The 20,503-nt window shown below is 55.5% G+C and carries 20 protein-coding genes; 3 read left to right on the top strand and 17 right to left on the bottom strand.

Going from position 1 to position 20,503, the window contains the following annotated elements; translation table 11 throughout:
- Positions 1-515: 515 nt before the first annotated feature.
- Positions 516-4,403, bottom strand: coding sequence for a phosphoribosylformylglycinamidine synthase (gene purL / locus ACMGGM_RS07795; RefSeq protein ID WP_023338679.1), 3,888 nt, complete (start codon positions 4,401-4,403; stop codon positions 516-518).
- A gap of 268 nt (positions 4,404-4,671) precedes the next feature.
- Between purL and mltF the strand changes: the two genes are divergently transcribed.
- Positions 4,672-6,222, top strand: a complete 1,551-nt coding sequence (mltF, locus tag ACMGGM_RS07800; RefSeq protein ID WP_014884836.1) for a membrane-bound lytic murein transglycosylase MltF — start codon at positions 4,672-4,674, stop codon at positions 6,220-6,222.
- Here the strand turns inward: mltF and tadA are convergent.
- From tadA to murQ, 4 genes are read right to left on the bottom strand one after another with little or no spacing between them, the layout of a single operon-like run.
- Positions 6,110-6,649 carry a tRNA adenosine(34) deaminase TadA gene (tadA, locus tag ACMGGM_RS07805; RefSeq protein WP_014884837.1) on the bottom strand — a complete coding sequence of 180 codons (540 nt, stop codon included), beginning with the start codon at positions 6,647-6,649 and terminating at the stop codon, positions 6,110-6,112. The genes mltF and tadA overlap by 113 nt on opposite strands.
- 24 nt (positions 6,650-6,673) lie before the next feature.
- Complete coding sequence (gene yfhb / locus ACMGGM_RS07810) at positions 6,674-7,309, bottom strand: phosphatidylglycerophosphatase C (RefSeq protein WP_023331092.1); 636 nt, start codon at positions 7,307-7,309, stop codon at positions 6,674-6,676.
- A 3-nt stretch (positions 7,310-7,312) separates the two neighbouring features.
- Positions 7,313-8,674: a PTS transporter subunit EIIC gene (locus tag ACMGGM_RS07815; RefSeq protein WP_014884839.1), complete on the bottom strand. Its 1,362-nt coding sequence runs from the start codon at positions 8,672-8,674 to the stop codon at positions 7,313-7,315.
- A gap of 11 nt (positions 8,675-8,685) precedes the next feature.
- Positions 8,686-9,579: an N-acetylmuramic acid 6-phosphate etherase gene (murQ, locus tag ACMGGM_RS07820; protein WP_176260677.1), complete on the bottom strand. Its 894-nt coding sequence runs from the start codon at positions 9,577-9,579 to the stop codon at positions 8,686-8,688.
- 118 nt (positions 9,580-9,697) lie between these two features.
- Here murQ and ACMGGM_RS07825 point away from each other — a divergent pair, with 118 nt between their 5' ends.
- Positions 9,698-10,546 carry a MurR/RpiR family transcriptional regulator gene (locus ACMGGM_RS07825; protein WP_014884841.1) on the top strand — a complete coding sequence of 283 codons (849 nt, stop codon included), beginning with the start codon at positions 9,698-9,700 and terminating at the stop codon, positions 10,544-10,546.
- A gap of 56 nt (positions 10,547-10,602) precedes the next feature.
- Positions 10,603-10,863, top strand: coding sequence for a YfhL family 4Fe-4S dicluster ferredoxin (locus ACMGGM_RS07830; protein ID WP_014884842.1), 261 nt, complete (start codon positions 10,603-10,605; stop codon positions 10,861-10,863).
- Here the strand turns inward: ACMGGM_RS07830 and acpS are convergent.
- The 12 genes from acpS to rseD form a co-directional block, all read right to left on the bottom strand.
- On the bottom strand, positions 10,860-11,240 hold the full coding sequence (gene acpS / locus ACMGGM_RS07835; RefSeq protein WP_014884843.1) for a holo-ACP synthase: 381 nt from the start codon (positions 11,238-11,240) through the stop codon (positions 10,860-10,862). The genes ACMGGM_RS07830 and acpS overlap by 4 nt on opposite strands.
- Positions 11,240-11,971 (bottom strand): pyridoxine 5'-phosphate synthase, encoded by a 732-nt coding sequence (gene pdxJ, locus ACMGGM_RS07840; protein ID WP_023331095.1) that lies wholly within the window; start codon positions 11,969-11,971, stop codon positions 11,240-11,242. The genes acpS and pdxJ overlap by 1 nt, the downstream gene beginning before the upstream one ends.
- A 54-nt stretch (positions 11,972-12,025) precedes the next feature.
- Positions 12,026-12,733 (bottom strand): DNA repair protein RecO, encoded by a 708-nt coding sequence (gene recO / locus ACMGGM_RS07845; protein ID WP_023331096.1) that lies wholly within the window; start codon positions 12,731-12,733, stop codon positions 12,026-12,028.
- Positions 12,734-12,751: 18 nt separating this feature from the next.
- Positions 12,752-13,657, bottom strand: coding sequence for a GTPase Era (gene era, locus ACMGGM_RS07850; RefSeq protein WP_006176722.1), 906 nt, complete (start codon positions 13,655-13,657; stop codon positions 12,752-12,754).
- Complete coding sequence (gene rnc, locus ACMGGM_RS07855; RefSeq protein WP_010434072.1) at positions 13,654-14,334, bottom strand: ribonuclease III; 681 nt, start codon at positions 14,332-14,334, stop codon at positions 13,654-13,656. The genes era and rnc overlap by 4 nt, the downstream gene beginning before the upstream one ends.
- A 222-nt stretch (positions 14,335-14,556) precedes the next feature.
- Positions 14,557-15,531, bottom strand: coding sequence for a signal peptidase I (gene lepB / locus ACMGGM_RS07860; RefSeq protein WP_014884846.1), 975 nt, complete (start codon positions 15,529-15,531; stop codon positions 14,557-14,559).
- A 16-nt stretch (positions 15,532-15,547) separates the two neighbouring features.
- Positions 15,548-17,347: a translation elongation factor 4 gene (lepA, locus tag ACMGGM_RS07865; RefSeq protein WP_014884847.1), complete on the bottom strand. Its 1,800-nt coding sequence runs from the start codon at positions 17,345-17,347 to the stop codon at positions 15,548-15,550.
- Between the two features lie 188 nt (positions 17,348-17,535).
- Positions 17,536-18,009: a SoxR-reducing system protein RseC gene (gene rseC, locus ACMGGM_RS07870; RefSeq protein WP_045135186.1), complete on the bottom strand. Its 474-nt coding sequence runs from the start codon at positions 18,007-18,009 to the stop codon at positions 17,536-17,538.
- Positions 18,006-18,959 carry a sigma-E factor regulatory protein RseB gene (gene rseB, locus ACMGGM_RS07875; protein WP_023331097.1) on the bottom strand — a complete coding sequence of 318 codons (954 nt, stop codon included), beginning with the start codon at positions 18,957-18,959 and terminating at the stop codon, positions 18,006-18,008. Before rseB ends, rseC begins: the two co-directional genes overlap by 4 nt.
- A complete protein-coding gene (gene rseA / locus ACMGGM_RS07880; RefSeq protein WP_014832926.1) occupies positions 18,959-19,609 on the bottom strand; it encodes an anti-sigma-E factor RseA in 651 nt (216 codons plus the stop codon). Before rseA ends, rseB begins: the two co-directional genes overlap by 1 nt.
- A gap of 31 nt (positions 19,610-19,640) precedes the next feature.
- Positions 19,641-20,216 carry an RNA polymerase sigma factor RpoE gene (gene rpoE / locus ACMGGM_RS07885; protein ID WP_006176728.1) on the bottom strand — a complete coding sequence of 192 codons (576 nt, stop codon included), beginning with the start codon at positions 20,214-20,216 and terminating at the stop codon, positions 19,641-19,643.
- Complete coding sequence (gene rseD, locus ACMGGM_RS07890; protein ID WP_223605340.1) at positions 20,213-20,296, bottom strand: rpoE leader peptide RseD; 84 nt, start codon at positions 20,294-20,296, stop codon at positions 20,213-20,215. Before rseD ends, rpoE begins: the two co-directional genes overlap by 4 nt.
- Positions 20,297-20,503 lie beyond the last annotated feature (207 nt).

Below are 20,503 nucleotides of genomic sequence, written 5' to 3' on the forward strand. Positions count from 1 at the left end.
GGGGGTTTACGCAGAGCGTAACTGAGTCTGCCCTTCAGATACAACAAAGCCGGGTAAAAACCCGGCTTTGTTATGGAATAAGGCGGTGCCTAACTCGACGTTTCGCCCTGGCCTGATAAAGCATCGCTATGATCAGTAGTTGGACGGCAGGCACCTTTTTGTGCGTCATTCGAAGTTTATGTAGCACGTCCCGAAGGGGCTGACATAAGAAGGTGAATGAGCCACCGGTTAATATTATGCAACACCCGTGCCAGAATGCAAAACAAAACATTAACACATTGATATATAAACATTTTACCAACTTCACCTGTTCATTATCGTTTGAATGATTTCCAGGCTAAGTGTCGCTATTAAGCAACACCTTAACAGGAACCTGTTCTGCCATATATAAATCAATGAGTTAAATGTCTCCTTTTGGAGACAGTCGCAAACCGTCTTTGTCGCAATTTTGCGACACACATAAAAAAGCCCGGTGCGCTACGCTTACCGGGCCTGGAAGGTACCTGCTTTACATCTTAACCCAACTGTTTACGCGCATTGCGGAAGATACGCATCCACGGGCTGTCCTCGCCCCAGTTTTCCGGGTGCCAGGAGTTGCTCACGGTACGGAACACGCGCTCCGGGTGCGGCATCATAATGGTTGCACGACCACTTTCGCTGGTGACTGCCGTAATACCGTTGACCGAGCCGTTCGGGTTAGCCGGATAGGTTTCGGTGACCTTGCCGAAGTTATCGACAAAGCGCAGCGCCACCAGACCTTTGCTTTCAAGCTGAGCCAGATGTGCTGCATCACGCACTTCTACCTGACCTTCACCGTGGGACACGGCGATTGGCATCTGTGATCCGACCATGCCCTGCAGCAGCAGAGATGGGCTTTGTGTCACTTCCACCAGGCTGAAGCGCGCTTCAAAGCGGTCAGACTGGTTACGCACAAAGCGCGGCCAGGCTTCGCTGCCCGGGATAAGCTCGCGCAGGTTGGACATCATCTGGCAACCGTTACACACGCCCAGCGCCAGCGTTTGCGGACGGTGGAAGAAGGTTTCGAACTCGTCGCGCACGCGGCTGTTAAACAGAATGGACTTCGCCCAGCCTTCACCGGCGCCCAGTACGTCACCGTAAGAGAAACCACCGCAGGCCACCAGCGCCTGGAAATCTTCCAGACCGGTACGCCCGGCCAGCAGATCGCTCATGTGAACGTCGATGGCGTCAAAGCCCGCACGGTGGAAGGCAGCCGCCATTTCAACGTGGGAGTTAACGCCCTGCTCGCGCAGCACGGCCACCTTCGGACGTGCACCCGTCGCAATGTACGGCGCGGCGATGTCTTCGTTGATGTCGAAGGAGAGCTTCACGTTCAGGCCTGGATCGCTGTCGTTAGCCTTCGCGTTATGCTCCTGATCGGCACATTCCGGGTTATCACGCAGGCGCTGCATCTGCCAGGTCGTTTCCGCCCACCACATACGCAGCGTGGTGCGGCTTTCGCTGAAGACGGCATGACCGTCAGCTTCAATGACAAAGCGGTCGCCCTGTACGGCTTTACCCAGATAATGTACGCAGTCTGCCAGACCGTGCTGCGCAAGAATGGCTTCAACCGCATCGCGGTCTGCCGCACGCACCTGAATCACCGCGCCCAGCTCTTCATTGAACAGCGCTGCCAGGCGGTCTTCACCCAGAGAGGCAATATTCGCCTCCAAACCACAGTGGCCGGTGAAGGCCATCTCTGCCAGCGTGACCAGCAGGCCGCCGTCGGAGCGGTCGTGGTAGGCCAGCAGCTTACGCTGCGCCACCAGCGCCTGAATTGCATCGTAGAAGCCTTTTAACTGGGCCACGTCACGCACATCGGCCGGTGTATCACCCAGCTGACGATAAACCTGCGCCAGCGCCGTGGCACCCAGCGCGTTGTGACCTTTACCCAGGTCAATCAGCAACAGGGCGTTGTCTTCGGTCGCAAGCTGCGGCGTCACGGTGTGACGTACGTCTTCCACGCGCGCAAAGGCGGAGATGATCAGCGACAGCGGAGAAGTGATCTCGCGCTGCTCGTTGCCTTCCTGCCAGCGGGTTTTCATCGACATGGAGTCTTTGCCCACCGGAATGGTCAGCCCAAGCGCAGGACACAGCTCTTCGCCCACCGCTTTCACGGCTTCATACAGGCCCGCATCTTCGCCAGGGTGACCGGCAGCGGCCATCCAGTTAGCGGAGAGCTTGATACGTTTGATATCGCCAATCTGCGTCGCGGCAATGTTGGTCAGCGCTTCACCCACAGCCAGACGGGCGGACGCGGCGAAGTCCAGCAGCGCCACAGGCGTGCGTTCGCCCAGGGCCATCGCTTCACCGTAGTAGCTGTCGAGACTCGCGGTGGTTACGGCACAGTTCGCGACCGGGATCTGCCACGGGCCGACCATCTGATCGCGCGAGACCATACCGGTTACGGTACGGTCGCCAATGGTGACCAGGAAGGTTTTCTCTGCCACCGCCGGCAGGTGCAGCACGCGGTTGACCGCTTCTGCAACGGTGATGCCCTGGCGATCCAGCGCTTTGCCCGCTGCTTTACGCGTTTGCACGTCGCGGGTCATCTTCGGCGTTTTACCGAGCAGAACGTCCAGCGGCAGATCGATCGGCTGGTTGTCGAAATGGGTGTCGCTCAGGGTCAGGTGCTTCTCTTCGGTCGCTTCGCCGATGACGGCATACGGCGCGCGCTCACGGCGGCACAGCTCGTCAAACAGCGGCAGTTGATCCGCTGCAACCGCCAGAACATAACGTTCCTGGGATTCGTTACACCAGATTTCCAGCGGGCTCATGCCTGGCTCATCGCTCAGGATATCGCGCAGGTTGAAGCGGCCACCGCGTCCGCCATCGCTCACCAGCTCCGGCATGGCGTTAGACAGACCGCCCGCGCCCACGTCATGGATAAAGAGAATCGGGTTCGCGTCGCCCAGCTGCCAGCAGCGGTCGATGACTTCCTGGCAGCGACGCTCCATTTCCGGGTTGTCGCGCTGAACGGAAGCAAAGTCGAGATCCGCATCTGACTGACCGGAGGTCATGGAGGATGCCGCGCCGCCGCCCAGGCCGATGTTCATCGCCGGGCCGCCCAGCACGATCAGCTTCGCGCCAACCACGATCTCGCCTTTCTGGACGTGATCGGCACGGATATTGCCGATCCCACCCGCCAGCATGATCGGTTTGTGATAGCCACGCAGCTCTTCGCCGTTATGACTGTCCACTTTCTCTTCATAGGTACGGAAGTAGCCGTTCAGTGCCGGACGGCCAAATTCGTTGTTGAATGCCGCGCCGCCCAGTGGACCGTCGGTCATGATATCCAGCGCGGTCACAATGCGCTCTGGCTTGCCGAAATCCTCTTCCCATGGCTGCTCAAAGCCCGGGATGCGCAGGTTGGAGACGGAGAAACCAACCAGGCCCGCTTTTGGTTTCGCACCACGTCCCGTTGCACCTTCATCACGGATTTCACCGCCTGAACCGGTGGCCGCACCCGGCCACGGGGAAATTGCCGTCGGGTGGTTGTGGGTTTCCACTTTCATCAGGATATGCGCAGGCTCCTGATGGAAGTCGTAACGACCGGTAGCGTGGTCGGCAAAATAGCGCCCAACCTCGGAGCCTTCCATCACCGCGGCATTGTCTTTATAGGCAGACAGCACGTGGTCGGGGGTTTGCTCCATGGTGTTTTTGATCATTTTGAACAGCGATTTAGGCTGCTGTTCGCCGTCAATAATCCAGTCGGCGTTGAAAATTTTATGGCGGCAGTGCTCGGAGTTGGCCTGCGCGAACATGTAGAGCTCGATGTCGTTCGGGTTGCGGTTCAGCTTAACAAACGCATCCTGCAGGTAGTCGATTTCGTCTTCTGCCAGCGCCAGGCCGAGACGCAGGTTAGCGTCAATCAGCGCCTGACGGCCCTGCCCCAGCAGGTCTACGCTTTGTACCGGCGCAGGCTGATGGTGGGAGAAGAGCTTCTGTGCGTCATCAAGAGAAGCAAACACGCTTTCCATCATGCGGTCATGCAGCTCGGCGGCAACCGCCTGCCACTGCGCGTCGCTCAGGGTCGAGGCGTCAACGTAGTAGGCCACGCCGCGCTCCAGACGGTTAATCTGGCTCAGGCCGCAGTTGTGGGCAATGTCGGTGGCTTTAGAAGACCAGGGGGAGATGGTGCCCGGACGCGGCGTCGCAAGGATCAGTTTGCCGGTTGGCGTATGGCTACTCAGATTTGGGCCATACTTGAGCAGGCGTTCCAGCTGTACGCGCTCCTCTGCATTCAGGGGGGCATTCAGGTCAGCAAAATGGACATACTCAGCGTAAATATTGCTTACCGGAAGGTCGGCCGCCTGAAAACGTGCCAGCAGTTTATTAATACGGAAGGCAGACAGTGCAGGCGAACCACGCAGAATTTCCATCATAAGTCTCTCGTCTTCGAAGCGCCGGGGCGCTTTCAGTGTGCGCAAGGGGGGAAAACGGGCGTCATTATAGAGAATCCTGAGCGCCGACGAAACCGTTTGCGTGGAAATAAAATTGGCGGAGACATTTAGCAATAGATGTGACCTGTCTCTCTAATTGGTTGCCAAGTGGCGCAAGTTTACGCAAAATGCCGCTCATTCAATGGCAAACCTGATTATCAAACATGGCTACAGCATACTGAGGCAACCGGCGTCGCAGAGAATTAACTAATTGAAAAAATTAAAGATTAATTATCTGCTCATCGGCATTGTTACGTTGCTGCTGGCAGTGGCCCTCTGGCCTTCCATCCCCTGGTTCGGTAAAGCCGAAAACCGTATCGCCGCCATTCAGGAGCGGGGGGAGCTGCGCGTCAGTACGCTCAACTCTCCGCTGATTTACAGCGACATTAACGGCAAAATTATTGGCCTTGATTATGAACTGGCGCAGCAGTTCGCCGATTATCTTGGCGTGAAGCTTAAAATTACCGTTCGCCAGAATATCAACCAGCTGTTCGACGACCTTGATAACAACGATGCCGACATACTGGCAGCCGGTCTGGTCTATAACAGTGAGCGTAGCAAAAACTATCAACCGGGCCCGACCTATTACTCCGTTTCGCAACAGCTGGTCTATCGCGTCGGGAGTCTGCGGCCACGCACGCTGGCCTCCATTAACGATCAACAGCTGACCATTGCGCCCGGCCATGTGGTGATTGAGGATCTGCGTGAGCTGAAAGAGAAGAAATACCCCGACCTGAGCTGGAAGGTTGATCCGAAACTGGGCACAACGGAGCTGCTGGAGCAGGTAAAAGATCAGAAACTGCCCTACACCATTGCCGATTCGGTTGCGATCAGTCTGTTCCAGCGCGTGCATCCTGAAATTGCCGTAGCGCTCGACGTTACCGACGAGCAGCCGGTGACCTGGTTTAGTCAGCTCGATGACGATCAGACTCTTTCTGCGGCCATGCTCGATTTCTATAACACCATCAATGAAGACGGCACGCTGGCGCGGCTGGAGGAAAAATATCTCGGCCACGGTGATGACTTTGACTATGTTGACACCCGCAGCTTCCTGCGCGCGGTAGATAGCGTCCTGCCAGACCTGCAGCCATTATTCGAAAAATACGCCCAGGAGATTGACTGGAAACTGCTGGCGGCTATTTCGTATCAGGAGTCCCACTGGGACACCCAGGCCACCTCCCCGACCGGCGTGCGTGGCTTAATGATGTTAACCAAAAATACCGCGCTGAGCCTGGGCGTGAATGACCGTACCGATGCGGAACAGAGCATCAGCGGCGGGGCTCGCTATCTTCAGGATATGATGGCCAAAGTGCCGGAAACGGTGCCGGAAGAGGAACGGATCTGGTTTGCGCTGGCAGCCTACAATATGGGCTACGCGCATATGCTTGACGCGCGGGCGCTGACCGCGAAAACGAAAGGTAACCCGGACAGCTGGTCAGACGTAAAGCAACGTCTACCGCTGCTAAGCCAGAAGCCGTGGTATAACAAGCTGACTTACGGCTACGCGCGCGGACATGAAGCCTACGCCTACGTGGAAAATATCCGTAAGTATCAGATTAGCCTGGTCGGCTATCTGCTCGAGAAAGAAAAAGAGGCGACAGAGGCAAGACAGCTGGCTGAGAGTTATCCGGTTGTGGCGCCGGACGAGCTTAATCGTCCGACAACTTCAATTCTGCCTTTTGTTGCTTTTTCTGCTGACGGCGCATTCGAAAGAAATCGCTTAATAGCGCCGAACACGCTGGTGCAAGTACCCCACCGATAGTTTTCACCTGGTGATTCATCCCTGGATGACCCAGCACGTCCAGCAGAGAACCGGCCGCACCGGTTTTTTCATCCCGCGCGCCAAAGACCAGCGTACCAATCCGGCTGTGCACCATCGCGCCGGAACACATCACGCACGGCTCAAGCGTGACATACAGCGTGGTATCAAGCAGACGATAGTTTTGCAGCACCATTCCGCCCTGACGAAGGGCCATGATTTCAGCGTGCGCAGTCGGATCGTGACGGCCAATCGGGCGGTTCCACCCTTCCCCTATCACCTGGTTATTGTGGACAAGCACGGCACCCACGGGCACTTCTCCCTCGTCCCAGGCGCGCTGGGCAAGCGTAAGCGCATGGCGCATCCAGTATTCATGATCGCGTTCAGGGTTGCACAACGGTTGATACTCCAGTCTAAAAGCGGGCGGCATTATACACACCCGCTATAGATAAGACTATTCGAGTTGCTGAAGTTCGCCTGCGGGCGTGACGCGCCAGCGATGCTGGCAAAAATAGAGCAGCGGGTTGTCCTGTTTGCTGTCGCTGTAGCCGCTGTAAAGACGCAGCGGCGTGCCGATGCGTTTCTCCAGCTGCACCACTTTTTCATGCCCCAGACAGCGCATACTCAGTACCCAGCCGCCGTAACCACGGGCAATTTGTGTGGCGATAAGATTCACGCGCGGCAGCCAGGGCGTATCAAAATAAACCTGTTCAACCAGCGTCTGCGGGGAGCCCGTGATCAACCAGATGTCGGCATCGTTGGCGTCGAGGTAACTGGTGAGGCGCGCCTGTACAACCGGGAACGCGGCGACATGACCGCGAAACCAGTGCGCAAACTCCTTTTCTAGCTGTTTGAGCCGCGCTTCGCTGTGGCCAAACGTACATCCCCAGAGCAGAAGGCTCATCGGCCAGCGCGCCGCCCGGCCTTTCACCAGCAGCGCGATGCCGATCGCCGGTAACAGCGGTAAGACGAGCAGCGCATTCAGAGGCTGGCGCCGCAGCAGGTAGCGCATAAACGTACCAAACATATCCTGCTGATGCAGCGTTCCATCCAGATCGAAAAAGACAACGCGACGCTCGTGATTTGCCAAACCTTACTCCTCTGGGTCGTTGAATCCTAACAGCCAGGTAAACAGGAACCCGGCGATCACCGCTACAGAATAGCCTAACAGATAGAGCATCACTTTTCCGGTCACGATAGTTAACGCCAGCGGCAAACCGGAGAGACCAAACGTAATGACGGTAGCAACTTTCCAGTAGCTGATGAGCGCCCCGCCGACCGCGCCGCCCAGACAGGCAGCCAGGAACGGTTTACCCAGCGGCAACGTGACGCCAAAAATCAGCGGTTCGCCAATGCCGAGCAATCCAACCGGAAGCGCGCCTTTAATCACTTTTTTCAGGCGTGCGTTGCGGGTTTTCAGCAGTACGGCAATCGCCGCACCGACCTGCCCCACCCCCGCCATTGAGAGTATAGGCAACAGCGCGTTGTAACCGTGCGCCTGCACCAGTTCGACGTGGATCGGCACCAGTCCCTGATGCAGACCGGTCAGCACCAGCGGCAGGAAGGTGCCTGACAGCACTGCCCCCACTAACAAACCGCCGCGGTCAATGGCCAGAGACGCGCCATGAGCGATGGCATCAGAGATCCATCCCCCTAATGGCTGAAGAACCACAATCGCCACACTACCGGTAATTAACGTGGTCAGCAGGGGGTTGAGGATGAGTTCAATCGAGCCGGGCAATACCGCGCGAAGTCTTTTCTCAATCCAGCACATCAGGATGACCACCAGCAGCACGGCAATCACCCCGCCGCGACCAGGCTGGAGCGCCTCGCCAAACAGCGTAATTTGCGCCAGCTGCGGGCTGGAGAGAATGCCCGCCATCACGCCCCCCATCGCCAGCGAACCGCCAAACACTTTGGCGGTATTCACCCCGACCAGAATGTTCATAATGGCAAACACCGCGCTGCCGAAGATCCCCAGAATACCCAACAGGTTCGGATACTGGGTGGCAAAGTCCCCGACGATATCCGGACGCTTGAGAATATTGATAATCCCGGTGATCAAGCCGGAAGCAATAAACGCCGGGATCAGCGGGATAAAGACATTTGCCAGCTGTCGTAGCGCGTCGCTCATGGGGGCTTTGTATTTCGCCTTCGCCTGCGCTTTGGTGCGCGCAGCATCGTCGAGCGTCACACTCGCGCCGCCGCCCATCAGCGCGCGCATGGCATCAACCACCTGCGCCGCTTTCCCCGGCCCGACGATCAGCTGGTGTTGCTGCCCCTGCTTCACGTAACCGCTGACACCGGAAAGCTTCTTCAGGCCCGGCACATCCAGCTGGTCGTCGTTATGCACCTCGACGCGCACGCGCGTCATGCAGTTTTCCAGACGCTGAATATTCTCTTCTCCGCCGATCCCTCGCAGGATATCGCTGGCGAGCGCTGCTGTTTTGTCCATACACGCCTCTGTTAGTTTTCTAATGCCGCCCGTAAGAAGCCATTATGCGCATCGAGTCTGGCTCGCGCGGCCGCCGCATCCAGCCCACTTAAGATCATCAATATGGCGGGTTTAACATCGTGATCGGTCTGTTGGAGTACCGCTTGTGCCTCTTCACGGCTTGCGCCTGTCGCCTCCATCACCATACGGCAGGCTCTGTCCACCAGCTTGACGTTAGTGGCCTGCATATCCACCATCAGGTTCTGATACACCTTGCCGAACTTCACCATCGCACCGGTGGAGATCATATTGAGCACCAGCTTTTGCGCGGTACCGGATTTCAGGCGCGTGGAGCCGGTGAGCGCTTCTGGCCCGACAACCGGGGAGATGGCGATGGCGGCCACCTGAGCGATTGGAGAGCCGGGGTTACAGGAGATGGCGACCGTCGTGCAGCCGGTCTGGTTGGCGTATTCCAGACCGCCAATGACGTACGGCGTGCGCCCGGATGCCGCCAGCCCGACGACCAGATCCTTCGCCGTCAAATTAAGCGACTTAAGGTCATCCTCACCCAGCTGTTTGTTATCTTCCGCCCCTTCAACGGCTTTCAGCAGTGCACCAGGCCCCCCCGCAATCAACCCGACCACCAGCCCATGCGGCACGCCAAACGTTGGCGGACATTCGGAGGCGTCCAGCACGCCGAGACGGCCGCTGGTACCGGCACCCATGTAGATAATGCGGCCACCTGCTTTGAGGGCTTCCGCCGCCGCATCGACCGCTTTCGCTACCTCAGGTAATGTCTCTTTCACTGCCTGAGCGACCAGCGTATCCTGTTGATTAAAACGGTTAACCAGCTCCAGAGTAGAGAGCGCATCCAGATCCATGGTTTGCGGGTTACGCGTTTCAGAAACAAGTGAGCCAAGATTCATTTTTTGTACCTCAAGAATTTTTAATTCATAATAATCACACTATAATGGAATATAAAATTCATTCAGGCGAGCAAAATTCGTATTTGCGTAGACAATCACATTTCCGCCGGGAGTACTTATGAACTGTTTAATTCGCATTCGCCAGCGCTACGCCGGCTTTGCTCAAAGCGACAAAAAACTGGCGGACTTTCTGCTTTCTCAGCCTGACCGCGCCCGTCATCTCAGCTCGCAACAGCTGGCAAGCGAAGCCGGGGTAAGTCAGTCAAGCGTGGTGAAATTTGCCCAGAAGATCGGTTTTAAAGGCTTCCCTGCCCTTAAGCTGGCAATTAGCGAAGCGCTGGTGAGTAATCCCAACCCGCAATCTATGCCGGTGCATAACCAGATCCGCGGGGATGATCCAATGCGTGTGGTCGGGGAAAAGCTGATTAAAGAGAACGTTGCGGCCATGCATGCCACCCTCGACGTGAATACCGAAGAGAAGTTACTGGAAAGCGTGGCGATGCTGCGAGCGGCGCGGCGTATTATTTTAACCGGTATTGGCGCATCCGGCCTGGTGGCGCGTAATTTTGGCTGGAAGCTGACCAAAATCGGCTTTAACGCGATTGTCGAGCAGGATATGCACGCCCTGCTGGCGACCGTGCAGGCGATGGATCCTGAAGATCTGCTGCTGGCCATCTCCTATTCCGGTGAGCGCCGCGAGATTAACATGGCAACGGACGAAGTGCTGCGCGTCGGCGGCAAAATCCTCGCCATCACCGGGTTCACCCCGAATGCCCTGCAACAGCGGGCCACGCGCTGTCTGTATACCATTGCCGAAGAGCAGGCCACGCGCAGCGCGGCGATCTCGTCAACCAGTGCGCAAATGATGCTGACGGACCTGCTGTTTATGGCGCTGGTGCAGCAGGATTTAGAGCGGGCGCCAGAGCGCATTCGCCATAGTGAAGAGCTGGTAAAAAAACTGGTCTGAGTAAGGAATGAGCGTATAATGCCCGCCCTGTTTGTGATGTTTCTGAGAATTTCCTGATGGCGCTGTTAATTACCAAAAAATGCATCAATTGCGATATGTGCGAACCGGAATGCCCGAACCAGGCGATTTCGATGGGCGACAGCATTTATGAGATTAACAGCGACCGCTGCACCGAATGCGTCGGCCACTATGAAACGCCGACCTGTCAGAAAGTGTGCCCGATCCCGAATACCATCCTGAAGGATCCGGCACACGTTGAGAGTGAAGAGCAGCTGTGGGATAAGTTTGTCCTGCTGCACCACGCGGACAAACTCTAGCTTTCAATAATCACCGTTGCGCAGGCGTAGTGACGTTCGTCCGCGAGCGTCACATGCATGTGATTCACGCCCAGTTTCTCCGCAAGCTTTTGCGCCTCGCCCCATAACCGCAGGCGCGGCTTGCCCAGTTCGTCGTTAAATACTTCAAACTGATTAAACGCCAGGCCGTTACGAATGCCCGTACCGAACGCTTTGGCTGCCGCCTCTTTTACCGCAAAACGTTTTGCCAGAAAGCGCACCGGCTGCTGATGCGCTTCCCAGATGGCCCATTCGTTATCGCTGAGCACGCGTCTTGCCAGGCGCTCGCCGCTACGGGCGATCACCGCTTCTATGCGGGCTATCTCAACGATATCAGTGCCTAAGCCCAGAATGGCCATTACTGACGCGCTTCCAGCATCAGGCGTTTCATTTCTGAGACCGCCTCTTTCAGGCCGCTCATCACCGCACGACCAATAATCGCATGACCGATATTCAGCTCATGCATCTCCGGCAGGGCAGCGATAGCCTTAACGTTATGGTAGGTCAGGCCGTGTCCGGCGTTAACCTTCAGCCCCAGGCTCGCCGCGTAGGTGGCCGCTTTGGCAATACGCTCCAGCTCTTTGGCTTGCTCAGCATCGTTTTTGGCATCGGCATAGCAGCCAGTGTGAATTTCGATATACGGCGCGCCAACGTCCGCTGCGGCTTTGATCTGCGCGAAGTCGGCATCGATAAACAGGGAAACCAGGATACCGGCATCCGCCAGACGTTTGCAGGCATCGCGCATTTTATCGATCTGCCCAGCCACATCCAGACCGCCTTCGGTGGTCACTTCCTGACGCTTTTCCGGCACCAGGCAGCAGAAATGGGGTTGAGTCTCGCAGGCAATGGCCAGCATCTCTTCCGTGACCGCCATCTCCAGATTCATGCGCGTATCCAGCGTCTGACGCAGAATACGCACGTCGCGGTCGGTGATGTGGCGGCGGTCTTCACGCAGGTGAACGGTAATGCCGTCGGCGCCAGCCTGTTCGGCGATAAATGCCGCCTGAACCGGATCGGGATAAGCCGTGCCGCGTGCGTTACGCAGCGTGGCAATGTGATCAATATTGACGCCTAACAGTAATTCAGCCATGACAATCCTCGGTATTTTGGTTCATTTCCCTTCCTTCTCCGGGAGAGGGCAACGTTAACGTTTCGGCATAAACTGCCTGAATAATTCGCGGCTCTTTAAGGGCTTGCCGCCAAGATACGGCTTGAGGGCGATCCGGGTAAAGCGTTTTGCTGCGCGCAGGGTGTCCTGATCGGGAAACTCGCGCGCATAAAGCGCCCGAAGCTGGCGCCCGGTAAAGGTACTGTTATCAATCACGATACTGGCGATAAACCCTTTTTCTTCCCGATAGCGGTAGGTCATCGCGTCTTCGACCTCGTCTCCGCTTCCCGCACAATGCAGAAAATCGACGCCGTATCCCAGATGCCCCAGCAGCGCCAGTTCAAAACGTCGCAAGGCAGGTTCAGGCGTGCCGGTTGCCCCAGCGAGGGCCTGGATACAGTGCAGATAATCAAAGAAAAGTTCAGAGAAGCGAGTCTCATGTTCAAGAACCCGCGAGATGAGTTCATTGACATACAGACCGCTGTACAGGGTGATACCAGAAAGAGGAAGCGCCAGGGAGACGGCTTCAGCGCTGCGCAGGGTTTTCACTTCCCCTCGCCCACCAAAGCGGACCAGCAGCGGCGTGAAAGGCTGTAGGGCACCTTTCAGATTAGAACGTTTGGAACGTGCGCCTTTCGCTACAAGGCGCACGCGACCGGACTCTTCCGTGAAGACGTCCAGCATCAGGCTGGTTTCGCTCCAGGGACGACTATGCAGGACGAAGGCGCGCTGCCATCCTTCCATCATACTCGTCGTCTTAGGTTACTGGTCTTCGCCGTAACCGAGGCTGCGCAGAGCACGCTCATCATCGGCCCAGCCAGATTTCACTTTCACCCACAGCTCCAGGTGAACCGGCGCTTCAAACATCTCCATCATGTCTTTACGGGCTTCAATACCGATGGTTTTGATCTTGGCACCTTTGTTGCCGATCACCATCTTCTTCTGCCCCTCACGCTCAACGAGGATCAGGCCGTTAATGTCGTAGCCGCCGCGCTCGTTGGTCTGGAAACGCTCGATCTCCACCGTCACAGAGTACGGCAGTTCCGCGCCCAGGAAACGCATCAGCTTTTCACGGATGATTTCAGACGCCATAAAGCGCTGAGAACGATCGGTGATGTAGTCTTCCGGGAAGTGATGAATCGCTTCCGGAAGATGCTTACGCACGATGCCCGCGATGGTATCGACGTTCAGGCCAGTCTCTGCAGACAGCGGAACGATATCGAGGAAGTTCATCTGGCTGCCCAGCCACTGAAGATGCGGCAGCAGGTCAGCCTTTTCCTGCACGTTGTCAACTTTATTGACCGCGAGGATGACCGGCGTTTTGCCGTCACGTAGCTTGTTCAGCACCATTTCGTCGTCCGGTGTCCAGCGGGTGCCTTCCACAACGAAAATGACCAGTTCTACATCACCAATCGAGCTGCTCGCCGCTTTGTTCATCAGACGGTTAATGGCACGCTTCTCTTCCATGTGCAGGCCCGGAGTATCGACGTAGATCGCCTGATACGCGCCTTCAGTATGGATGCCGACAATGCGGTGACGCGTGGTCTGCGCCTTACGCGAGGTAATAGAAATCTTCTGCCCAAGCAGATTATTCAGCAGGGTGGATTTGCCGACGTTCGGACGTCCGACGATGGCAATAAATCCGCAATACGTTTTTTCTTCGCTCATTCCAGCTCCAGCATTTTTAACGCCTGTTCGGCGGCAGCCTGTTCAGCCTTACGACGGCTTGAACCTGTGCCCACCACCGGTTCACTCAGGCCACTGACCTGGCAATGGATGGTAAATTCCTGATCGTGCGCTTCACCACGTACCTGCACCACCAGATAAGATGGCAGCGGCAGATGACGGCCCTGCAAATATTCCTGCAGACGCGTTTTCGGATCTTTTTGTTTATCGCCCGGGCTGATTTCGTCCAGACGGCTCTGATACCAGTTGAGGATCAGCTTTTCTACGGTCTGGATATCGCTGTCCAGGAACACACCACCAATTAATGCTTCGACCGTATCGGCAAGAATAGATTCACGACGGAAGCCGCCGCTTTTCAGTTCACCCGGCCCAAGACGCAGACATTCGCCCAGTTCAAATTCGCGCGCGATTTCCGCAAGGGTATTCCCCCGAACCAGCGTGGCACGCATGCGGCTCATATCCCCCTCGTCAACACGCGGGAAACGATGATAAAGCGCATTCGCAATCACGAAACTTAAAATTGAGTCGCCTAAAAACTCAAGACGCTCATTATGCTTGCTGCTGGCACTGCGGTGGGTTAATGCCTGTTGCAACAACTCCTGATGATGAAAAGTGTAGCCCAGCTTCCGTTGAAGCCGATTAATTACGATGGGGTTCATGCGATACCAATAAATGAATGCGTCAAAAATGCAGCACACGAAACCGACCTGAGAAAACCAACGCGGTTTCGTGTGCCGTGGCACCCTTGCAGGGCCAACCTTAAACTTCGGGGGAATATTCTATACACAACGACAGGGGATGTCGTTAGTTCAAAGAGATTTATCGAGGAAATAATTCACGTAGCCGCTAATTAAAGCGGCTACGCGTTCATTTATTGAGAATTAATGGATTCCGCCAATGCGATTCAGGCGTACACCGGTAGGCCATTCGCCTTCCTGTTTCTCAAAACTCATCCAGATTGCGGTGGCTTTACCGACCAAATTCGCCTCAGGCACAAATCCCCAGTAACGGCTGTCCGCAGAATTATCGCGGTTATCCCCCATCATGAAGTAATGTCCCGGCGGTACAATCCAGCTCGCCAGCTGCTGACCCGGCTGCTGATAATACATACCCACCTGATCCTGCGCGATTGGCACCGTGAGGATACGGTGAGTCACATCACCCAGCGTCTCTTTGCGCTCGACCAGACGAATACCGTTCTCTTTGGTTTCGCCTTTTGGCACCTGGAAGAACCCGCTGGTCGCTTCACCGCCGTTACGACGGGCAAAGGTCTGCACAAAATCACTCGGCTCAACGTTTGAGTAGGTGATGGGCAGTGCGTTTTCACACGCGGTGCCAGAACTGCAGCCGGGCTGAACGGTAACTTCCTTGGCGACCGGATCGTAGGTCACTTTATCACCCGGCAGGCCAACCGCACGCTTGATGTAGTCCAGACGCGGATCTTCCGGGTATTTGAACACCACGATGTCGCCACGCTTCGGATGACCGGTTTCGATCAGCGTTTTCTGGTAGATAGGATCTTTAATGCCGTAGGCAAACTTCTCTACCAGAATAAAATCACCAATCAGCAGCGTTGGCATCATTGAACCGGATGGGATCTGGAACGGCTCGTAAATAAACGATCGCACCACCAGCACAATGGCCAGCACCGGGAATACCGAGGCGCCCGTTTCCAGCCAGCCCGGTTTCGGGCCGACTTTTTTCAGGGTTTTCGCATCCAGCTGATCGCCAGTGGCTGCCTGTGCGGCAGCCTGACGCTCACGGCGTTTTGGGGCGAAGATAAACTTATCCAGACACCACAGCAGACCTGTCACCAGGGTAGCAATGACCAGGATCAGGGCAAACATGTTCGCCATGCCAACTCCTTAAAGGTTATTTGCCGTCTTTACCAACATGAAGAATGGCAAGGAATGCTTCCTGTGGCAGCTCAACGTTACCGACCTGCTTCATACGCTTCTTACCTTCTTTCTGCTTCTGCAGCAGCTTTTTCTTACGACTGACGTCACCGCCGTAGCACTTCGCCAGAACGTTTTTACGCAGCTGTTTCACCGTAGAACGCGCGATAATATGGTTACCAATGGCCGCCTGAATCGCGATGTCGAACTGCTGACGCGGGATCAGATCTTTCATTTTCTCAACCAGCTCGCGACCACGGTACGGCGCATTGTCGTTGTGGGTGATCAGGGCCAACGCATCCACACGCTCACCGTTGATTAGCACGTCCACACGCACCATGTTGGAGGCCTGGAAACGCTTGAAGTTGTAATCCAGGGACGCATAGCCACGGGAGGTAGACTTCAGGCGATCGAAGAAGTCGAGTACCACTTCCGCCATCGGGATTTCATAGGTCAGCGCCACCTGGTTACCGTGGTAGACCATGTTGGTCTGCACGCCACGCTTCTCAATACACAGTGTAATGACGTTGCCCAGGAACTCCTGTGGCAGCAGCATGTGACACTCTGCAATCGGCTCACGCAGTTCGTGGATATTGTTCAGCGGCGGCAGCTTGGACGGGCTATCGACGTAGATCACTTCTTTCGAGGTGGTTTCTACCTCATACACAACGGTCGGTGCGGTGGTGATCAGATCCAGATCGTATTCACGTTCCAGACGCTCCTGAATGATCTCCATGTGCAGCAGGCCGAGGAAGCCACAGCGGAAACCGAAGCCCAGCGCCGTTGAGCTTTCTGGCTCGTAGAACAGGGAAGCATCGTTCAGGCTCAATTTACCGAGCGCATCACGGAAGTTTTCATAGTCATCTGAGCTGACCGGGAACAGACCCGCGTAAACCTGCGGTTTCACCTTTTTAAAGCCTGGCAGCGCTTTATCTGCCGGGTTACGTGCTCCGGTCAGAGTATCGCCCACTGGCGCGCCGAGGATGTCTTTAATGGCGCAGACAAGCCAGCCTACTTCGCCACATTTCAGCTCGGTACGGTCAACCTGTTTTGGCGTGAAGATACCCAGACGGTCAGCGTTGTAAACCTGACCAGTACTCATTACCTTGATTTTGTCGCCTTTACGCATGGTGCCGTTTTTAATACGCACCAGAGAGACAACACCAAGGTAGTTATCGAACCAGGAGTCGATGATCAGCGCCTGCAGTGGGCCATCCGGGTCACCTTCCGGGGCCGGGATGTCACGCACCAGGCGTTCCAGCACATCGGTCACGCCCACACCGGTTTTCGCGGAGCAGCGCACGGCATCCGTCGCGTCAATGCCGACAATATCTTCAATCTCTTCCGCGACGCGTTCAGGATCGGCAGCTGGCAGGTCGATTTTATTCAGAACCGGCACAACCTCGAGATCCATTTCCATCGCGGTATAGCAGTTTGCCAGGGTCTGGGCTTCAACACCCTGCCCGGCATCGACGACCAGCAGCGCACCTTCACAGGCCGCCAGCGAGCGTGATACTTCATAGGAGAAGTCAACGTGGCCTGGGGTGTCGATAAAGTTCAGTTGATAGGTTTCACCATCAGCCGCTTTGTAATCCAGCGTAACGCTTTGCGCCTTAATGGTGATACCGCGTTCGCGTTCCAGGTCCATGGAGTCCAGAACCTGGGCTTCCATTTCACGATCAGACAGGCCACCGCAAATCTGGATAATACGGTCAGACAGCGTCGACTTACCGTGGTCAATGTGAGCAATGATCGAAAAGTTACGTATGTTCTTCATATAGTTAAATAATTATGCCTTACGAATTCCTGGAGGCCGCTGTTCTTAGCCTGACGTTTTTCAGTGCGAAAACGCAGCATTCTACACTACATCCTCGCTACCTGGAAATGCACTTAGAGACAGGTATAGCGTGAAGAAAGGGCGTTTTCTGTATTAGGGCGTAAAAATTGATAAAGCCCGATGGATCATCAGGCCTCAGAAGAGAGCGTCTCGACACGAAGCTGGTCTGGTGCCAACCCAACGCTGAGAATGACAGGCTGCCACTCTTCGCGCGCGGCAAGCTTCGGTGAGAGACCCTTAGCAAGCCAGAATCCCCCGATGCCCCCCAACGCGGCACCGCACATGGCGGCCACATCGGAACCAAACAGGGTCTGGAAAAGGCCGCCCATGATAAATAACCCGACCAACGGAGAGAGATAGACCAGCATCGCGGAACCGAGCAGACTGCCTTCCGCAATCCCTAGTTCAACCTTCTGCCCCGTCACCAGCGGCTGTTCACTTGGCACAGAGATAGTATGCGACGTTTGCGGCCCGAGCTTATTCAGCACGCGGCTGCCGCACCCGGCACGGGATGCGCAGCTATTGCATGAGGCTTTGACATCGCAACTGACTCGCGCAACGCCATTTTGCCACGAGACGACGGTTGCCCACTCTTTAATCATTGCGCGGCCCTGAATTTAATGCTGTCTGAAATGCGCTTCGCCGTCTGCGGAGGTAATTCACCCACAATCGTGATCTCTGCGTTATCACGTACCGTGGTGCTGACCGTGCGACGTCCGGTACGAAGCATTTGCTCAGAGCTGTTTGCCGTTGCGCGGTTGATATTCACCGAGAAACTGAACAAACCGTCGGAATAGAGGCGCGACTCAACGGGCGTGTCAATAGTTGGCAACTGACGACGGCTGCTGGACACTTCGCTAAAGCCTTGCGGGATCCAGGAAGGAACCCAGTTGAAGTTAACGGAATCCCCTGCCGGAACAGAAAGCAGCGGCGGCAGGCTGGCTTTGGCCAGATTCTGCATGCTGTTGCCAACCTGATTGTTCACGCTGAAGGAGATCACGCGGAACTGTTCAAGCGTTTCACCGTCGCGGTCAAGCAGGTCCACACGCATCGGCAGCTTGGTTTCCGCATCAATCCAGACGATATAGCTGTAGCGCGTGCCATCGCGAGCAACCACGCGGATCACTTCACACAGTCTGTCTGCGATGCGCGTACGCCCTACCGAAATAAAATCGTAGTAAGGGGCCAGCCGCTTGAAGTCGGTATAGATGAGTGACGGCAGAGAATCAACGATATAGTCGCCATTGAGCGTGAAAGGCTCCAGGCCGGGCTCGAAATAGCTGATTTCGTTGCCTCGCTGGACAACTTCCCGACGCGGACCATCCATCTGTAAAAGCTGGGCGAGTGGCTGATTATCAAGACGGGCATGACGATAGCGTAACGACTCGACGCCCTGCTTATTAATGCTGATAAATGCCAACTCGTAATTGAGTGACTGGCTGGCCAGATTCATTTGCTGCAACAACGCCCCGGATGAAACATCAGCCGAGGCGTTGGCAGAGAAGAACAGGCTACCCGCCATCAGAGACATGGCGAACCAAAGTTGCTTCATTACTGCGATTGCGTTCCTAAAGTTTGGTTTCCGGGCACCTGCACAGCAGCTTGCTGGGTTTGGGCCTGCTCAAACTGAAGCTGTTCAGAGTGCAGACGACGCTGCAACTCGTAATCCTGCAACATCGCATTAATGCGACGGCGCTGCTCCTGCACCTGCTGTTGCTGACCGCCGCTGGCGGAAGCATCAGCCGGTACGCCCAGGCTAACCGGGCTCGCTTTGCCCATCATCGGCAGTGTGTTAAACACTGGCGCTTCTGGCTGCTGATTAGTTTCAGACTGAGTATTATAGTGCTGGACGCCAACGATAACTGCAAGCGATACGCATGCAGCAACCCCCATTTGGGTGAGCTGGCTGGCCCACGGACGCACCTTTTGCCAGAACGGCATTTTCTGCCACTGGTGAGGTGCAGGTTGAGCTTCAGGAATCAGCGGAGTGGTCTGATGAACAGGCTCATTCTCAATGGCCGCCATCACGCGGGCAGAGATATCGAAATGGAGAACCTCGCCGGTATCGCCGCGCAGCGTGTCACGGATGAGATGGTAACTCTCCCAGGTCTCTTGCATTTCGGGAGAATGAGACAGCTCGTTGAGCAGCTCACTATCCAGCGTCTCACCATCCATTAAAGCGGAAAGTTTTTCTTTCTGCATGCCTAATACCTTTTCCAGTATCCCGCTATCGTCAACGCCTGATAAGCGGTTGAACTTTATTATCAATAGCTTCTCGCGCACGGAAGATTCGTGAACGCACCGTACCGACCGGACAATCCATGATAGCGGCTATCTCTTCATAGCTCAGACCATCAAGCTCCCGTAACGTAATTGCCATGCGTAAATCTTCCGGGAGCGACTCGATCGTGCGAAAAACAATTTGTCTCAGTTCTTCTGACAACATTAAGTTCTCAGGGTTCGAAATTTCTTTCAGCGCACCGCCACTTTCGAAGTTTTCGGCGTCGATAGCGTCTACATCACTGGACGGCGGACGACGACCCTGAGCAACCAGATAATTCTTTGCCGTATTGACAGCAATACGGTACAGCCAGGTATAAAAAGCACTATCTCCCCGGAAAGAATCCAGCGCGCGATAGGCCTTAATAAAAGACTCTTGCACCACATCAGGCACATCACCTGACGGTACATAGCGGGAAACCAGACTCGCCACCTTATGCTGGTAGCGCACCACCAGTAAGTTAAAGGCTTTCTGATCTCCCTTCTGGACCCGTTCAACCAGGACCTGGTCCGTTAACTGCTCGCTCATCCGAGGTAATGTCTCCCCAAACCTAAATTCCACGCGTTATCGAAACGCCACTCTAAAAACACCGCACTTTGAGCAAGCACCGAGTTAGAGTGTCCGATCGTCAATAAGTTCCGTAACGCCTTTGTTTTTGTTCATCGCGCCGCAGACTGTTCATTTTCTCTCATTATAAGTCTGTTCACGATACGCACCACTTTCTGACAAGAAACATCTTTTTCCCGCGAGAAGAGTAACGCAACCCAGTCTTTATTTCATCACAAAATCTGACGCTAACGATCTGCTTCGCAAAA

The sequence above is a fragment of the Enterobacter sp. BNK-14 genome (genome assembly GCF_047456095.1).
GTDB lineage: Bacteria > Pseudomonadota > Gammaproteobacteria > Enterobacterales > Enterobacteriaceae > Enterobacter > Enterobacter kobei.

What these genes read in the sequence shown, in the direction of transcription:
- tadA (WP_014884837.1), bottom strand. Translation starts at nt 6,649, where the DNA reads ATGCCGCCCGCTTTTAGACTGGAGTATCAACCGTTGTGCAACCCTGAA.
- rseB (WP_023331097.1), bottom strand. Translation starts at nt 18,959, where the DNA reads ATGAAGCAACTTTGGTTCGCCATGTCTCTGATGGCGGGTAGCCTGTTC.
- era (WP_006176722.1), bottom strand. Translation starts at nt 13,657, where the DNA reads ATGAGCGAAGAAAAAACGTATTGCGGATTTATTGCCATCGTCGGACGT.
- rseA (WP_014832926.1), bottom strand. Translation starts at nt 19,609, where the DNA reads ATGCAGAAAGAAAAACTTTCCGCTTTAATGGATGGTGAGACGCTGGAT.
- rpoE (WP_006176728.1), bottom strand. Translation starts at nt 20,216, where the DNA reads ATGAGCGAGCAGTTAACGGACCAGGTCCTGGTTGAACGGGTCCAGAAG.
- acpS (WP_014884843.1), bottom strand. Translation starts at nt 11,240, where the DNA reads ATGGCCATTCTGGGCTTAGGCACTGATATCGTTGAGATAGCCCGCATA.
- recO (WP_023331096.1), bottom strand. Translation starts at nt 12,733, where the DNA reads ATGGAAGGATGGCAGCGCGCCTTCGTCCTGCATAGTCGTCCCTGGAGC.
- lepA (WP_014884847.1), bottom strand. Translation starts at nt 17,347, where the DNA reads ATGAAGAACATACGTAACTTTTCGATCATTGCTCACATTGACCACGGT.
- ACMGGM_RS07825 (WP_014884841.1), top strand. Translation starts at nt 9,698, where the DNA reads ATGAACTGTTTAATTCGCATTCGCCAGCGCTACGCCGGCTTTGCTCAA.
- purL (WP_023338679.1), bottom strand. Translation starts at nt 4,403, where the DNA reads ATGATGGAAATTCTGCGTGGTTCGCCTGCACTGTCTGCCTTCCGTATT.
- pdxJ (WP_023331095.1), bottom strand. Translation starts at nt 11,971, where the DNA reads ATGGCTGAATTACTGTTAGGCGTCAATATTGATCACATTGCCACGCTG.
- ACMGGM_RS07815 (WP_014884839.1), bottom strand. Translation starts at nt 8,674, where the DNA reads ATGGACAAAACAGCAGCGCTCGCCAGCGATATCCTGCGAGGGATCGGC.
- lepB (WP_014884846.1), bottom strand. Translation starts at nt 15,531, where the DNA reads ATGGCGAACATGTTTGCCCTGATCCTGGTCATTGCTACCCTGGTGACA.
- murQ (WP_176260677.1), bottom strand. Translation starts at nt 9,579, where the DNA reads ATGAATCTTGGCTCACTTGTTTCTGAAACGCGTAACCCGCAAACCATG.
- rseC (WP_045135186.1), bottom strand. Translation starts at nt 18,009, where the DNA reads ATGATTAAAGAGTGGGCAACCGTCGTCTCGTGGCAAAATGGCGTTGCG.
- rnc (WP_010434072.1), bottom strand. Translation starts at nt 14,334, where the DNA reads ATGAACCCCATCGTAATTAATCGGCTTCAACGGAAGCTGGGCTACACT.
- ACMGGM_RS07830 (WP_014884842.1), top strand. Translation starts at nt 10,603, where the DNA reads ATGGCGCTGTTAATTACCAAAAAATGCATCAATTGCGATATGTGCGAA.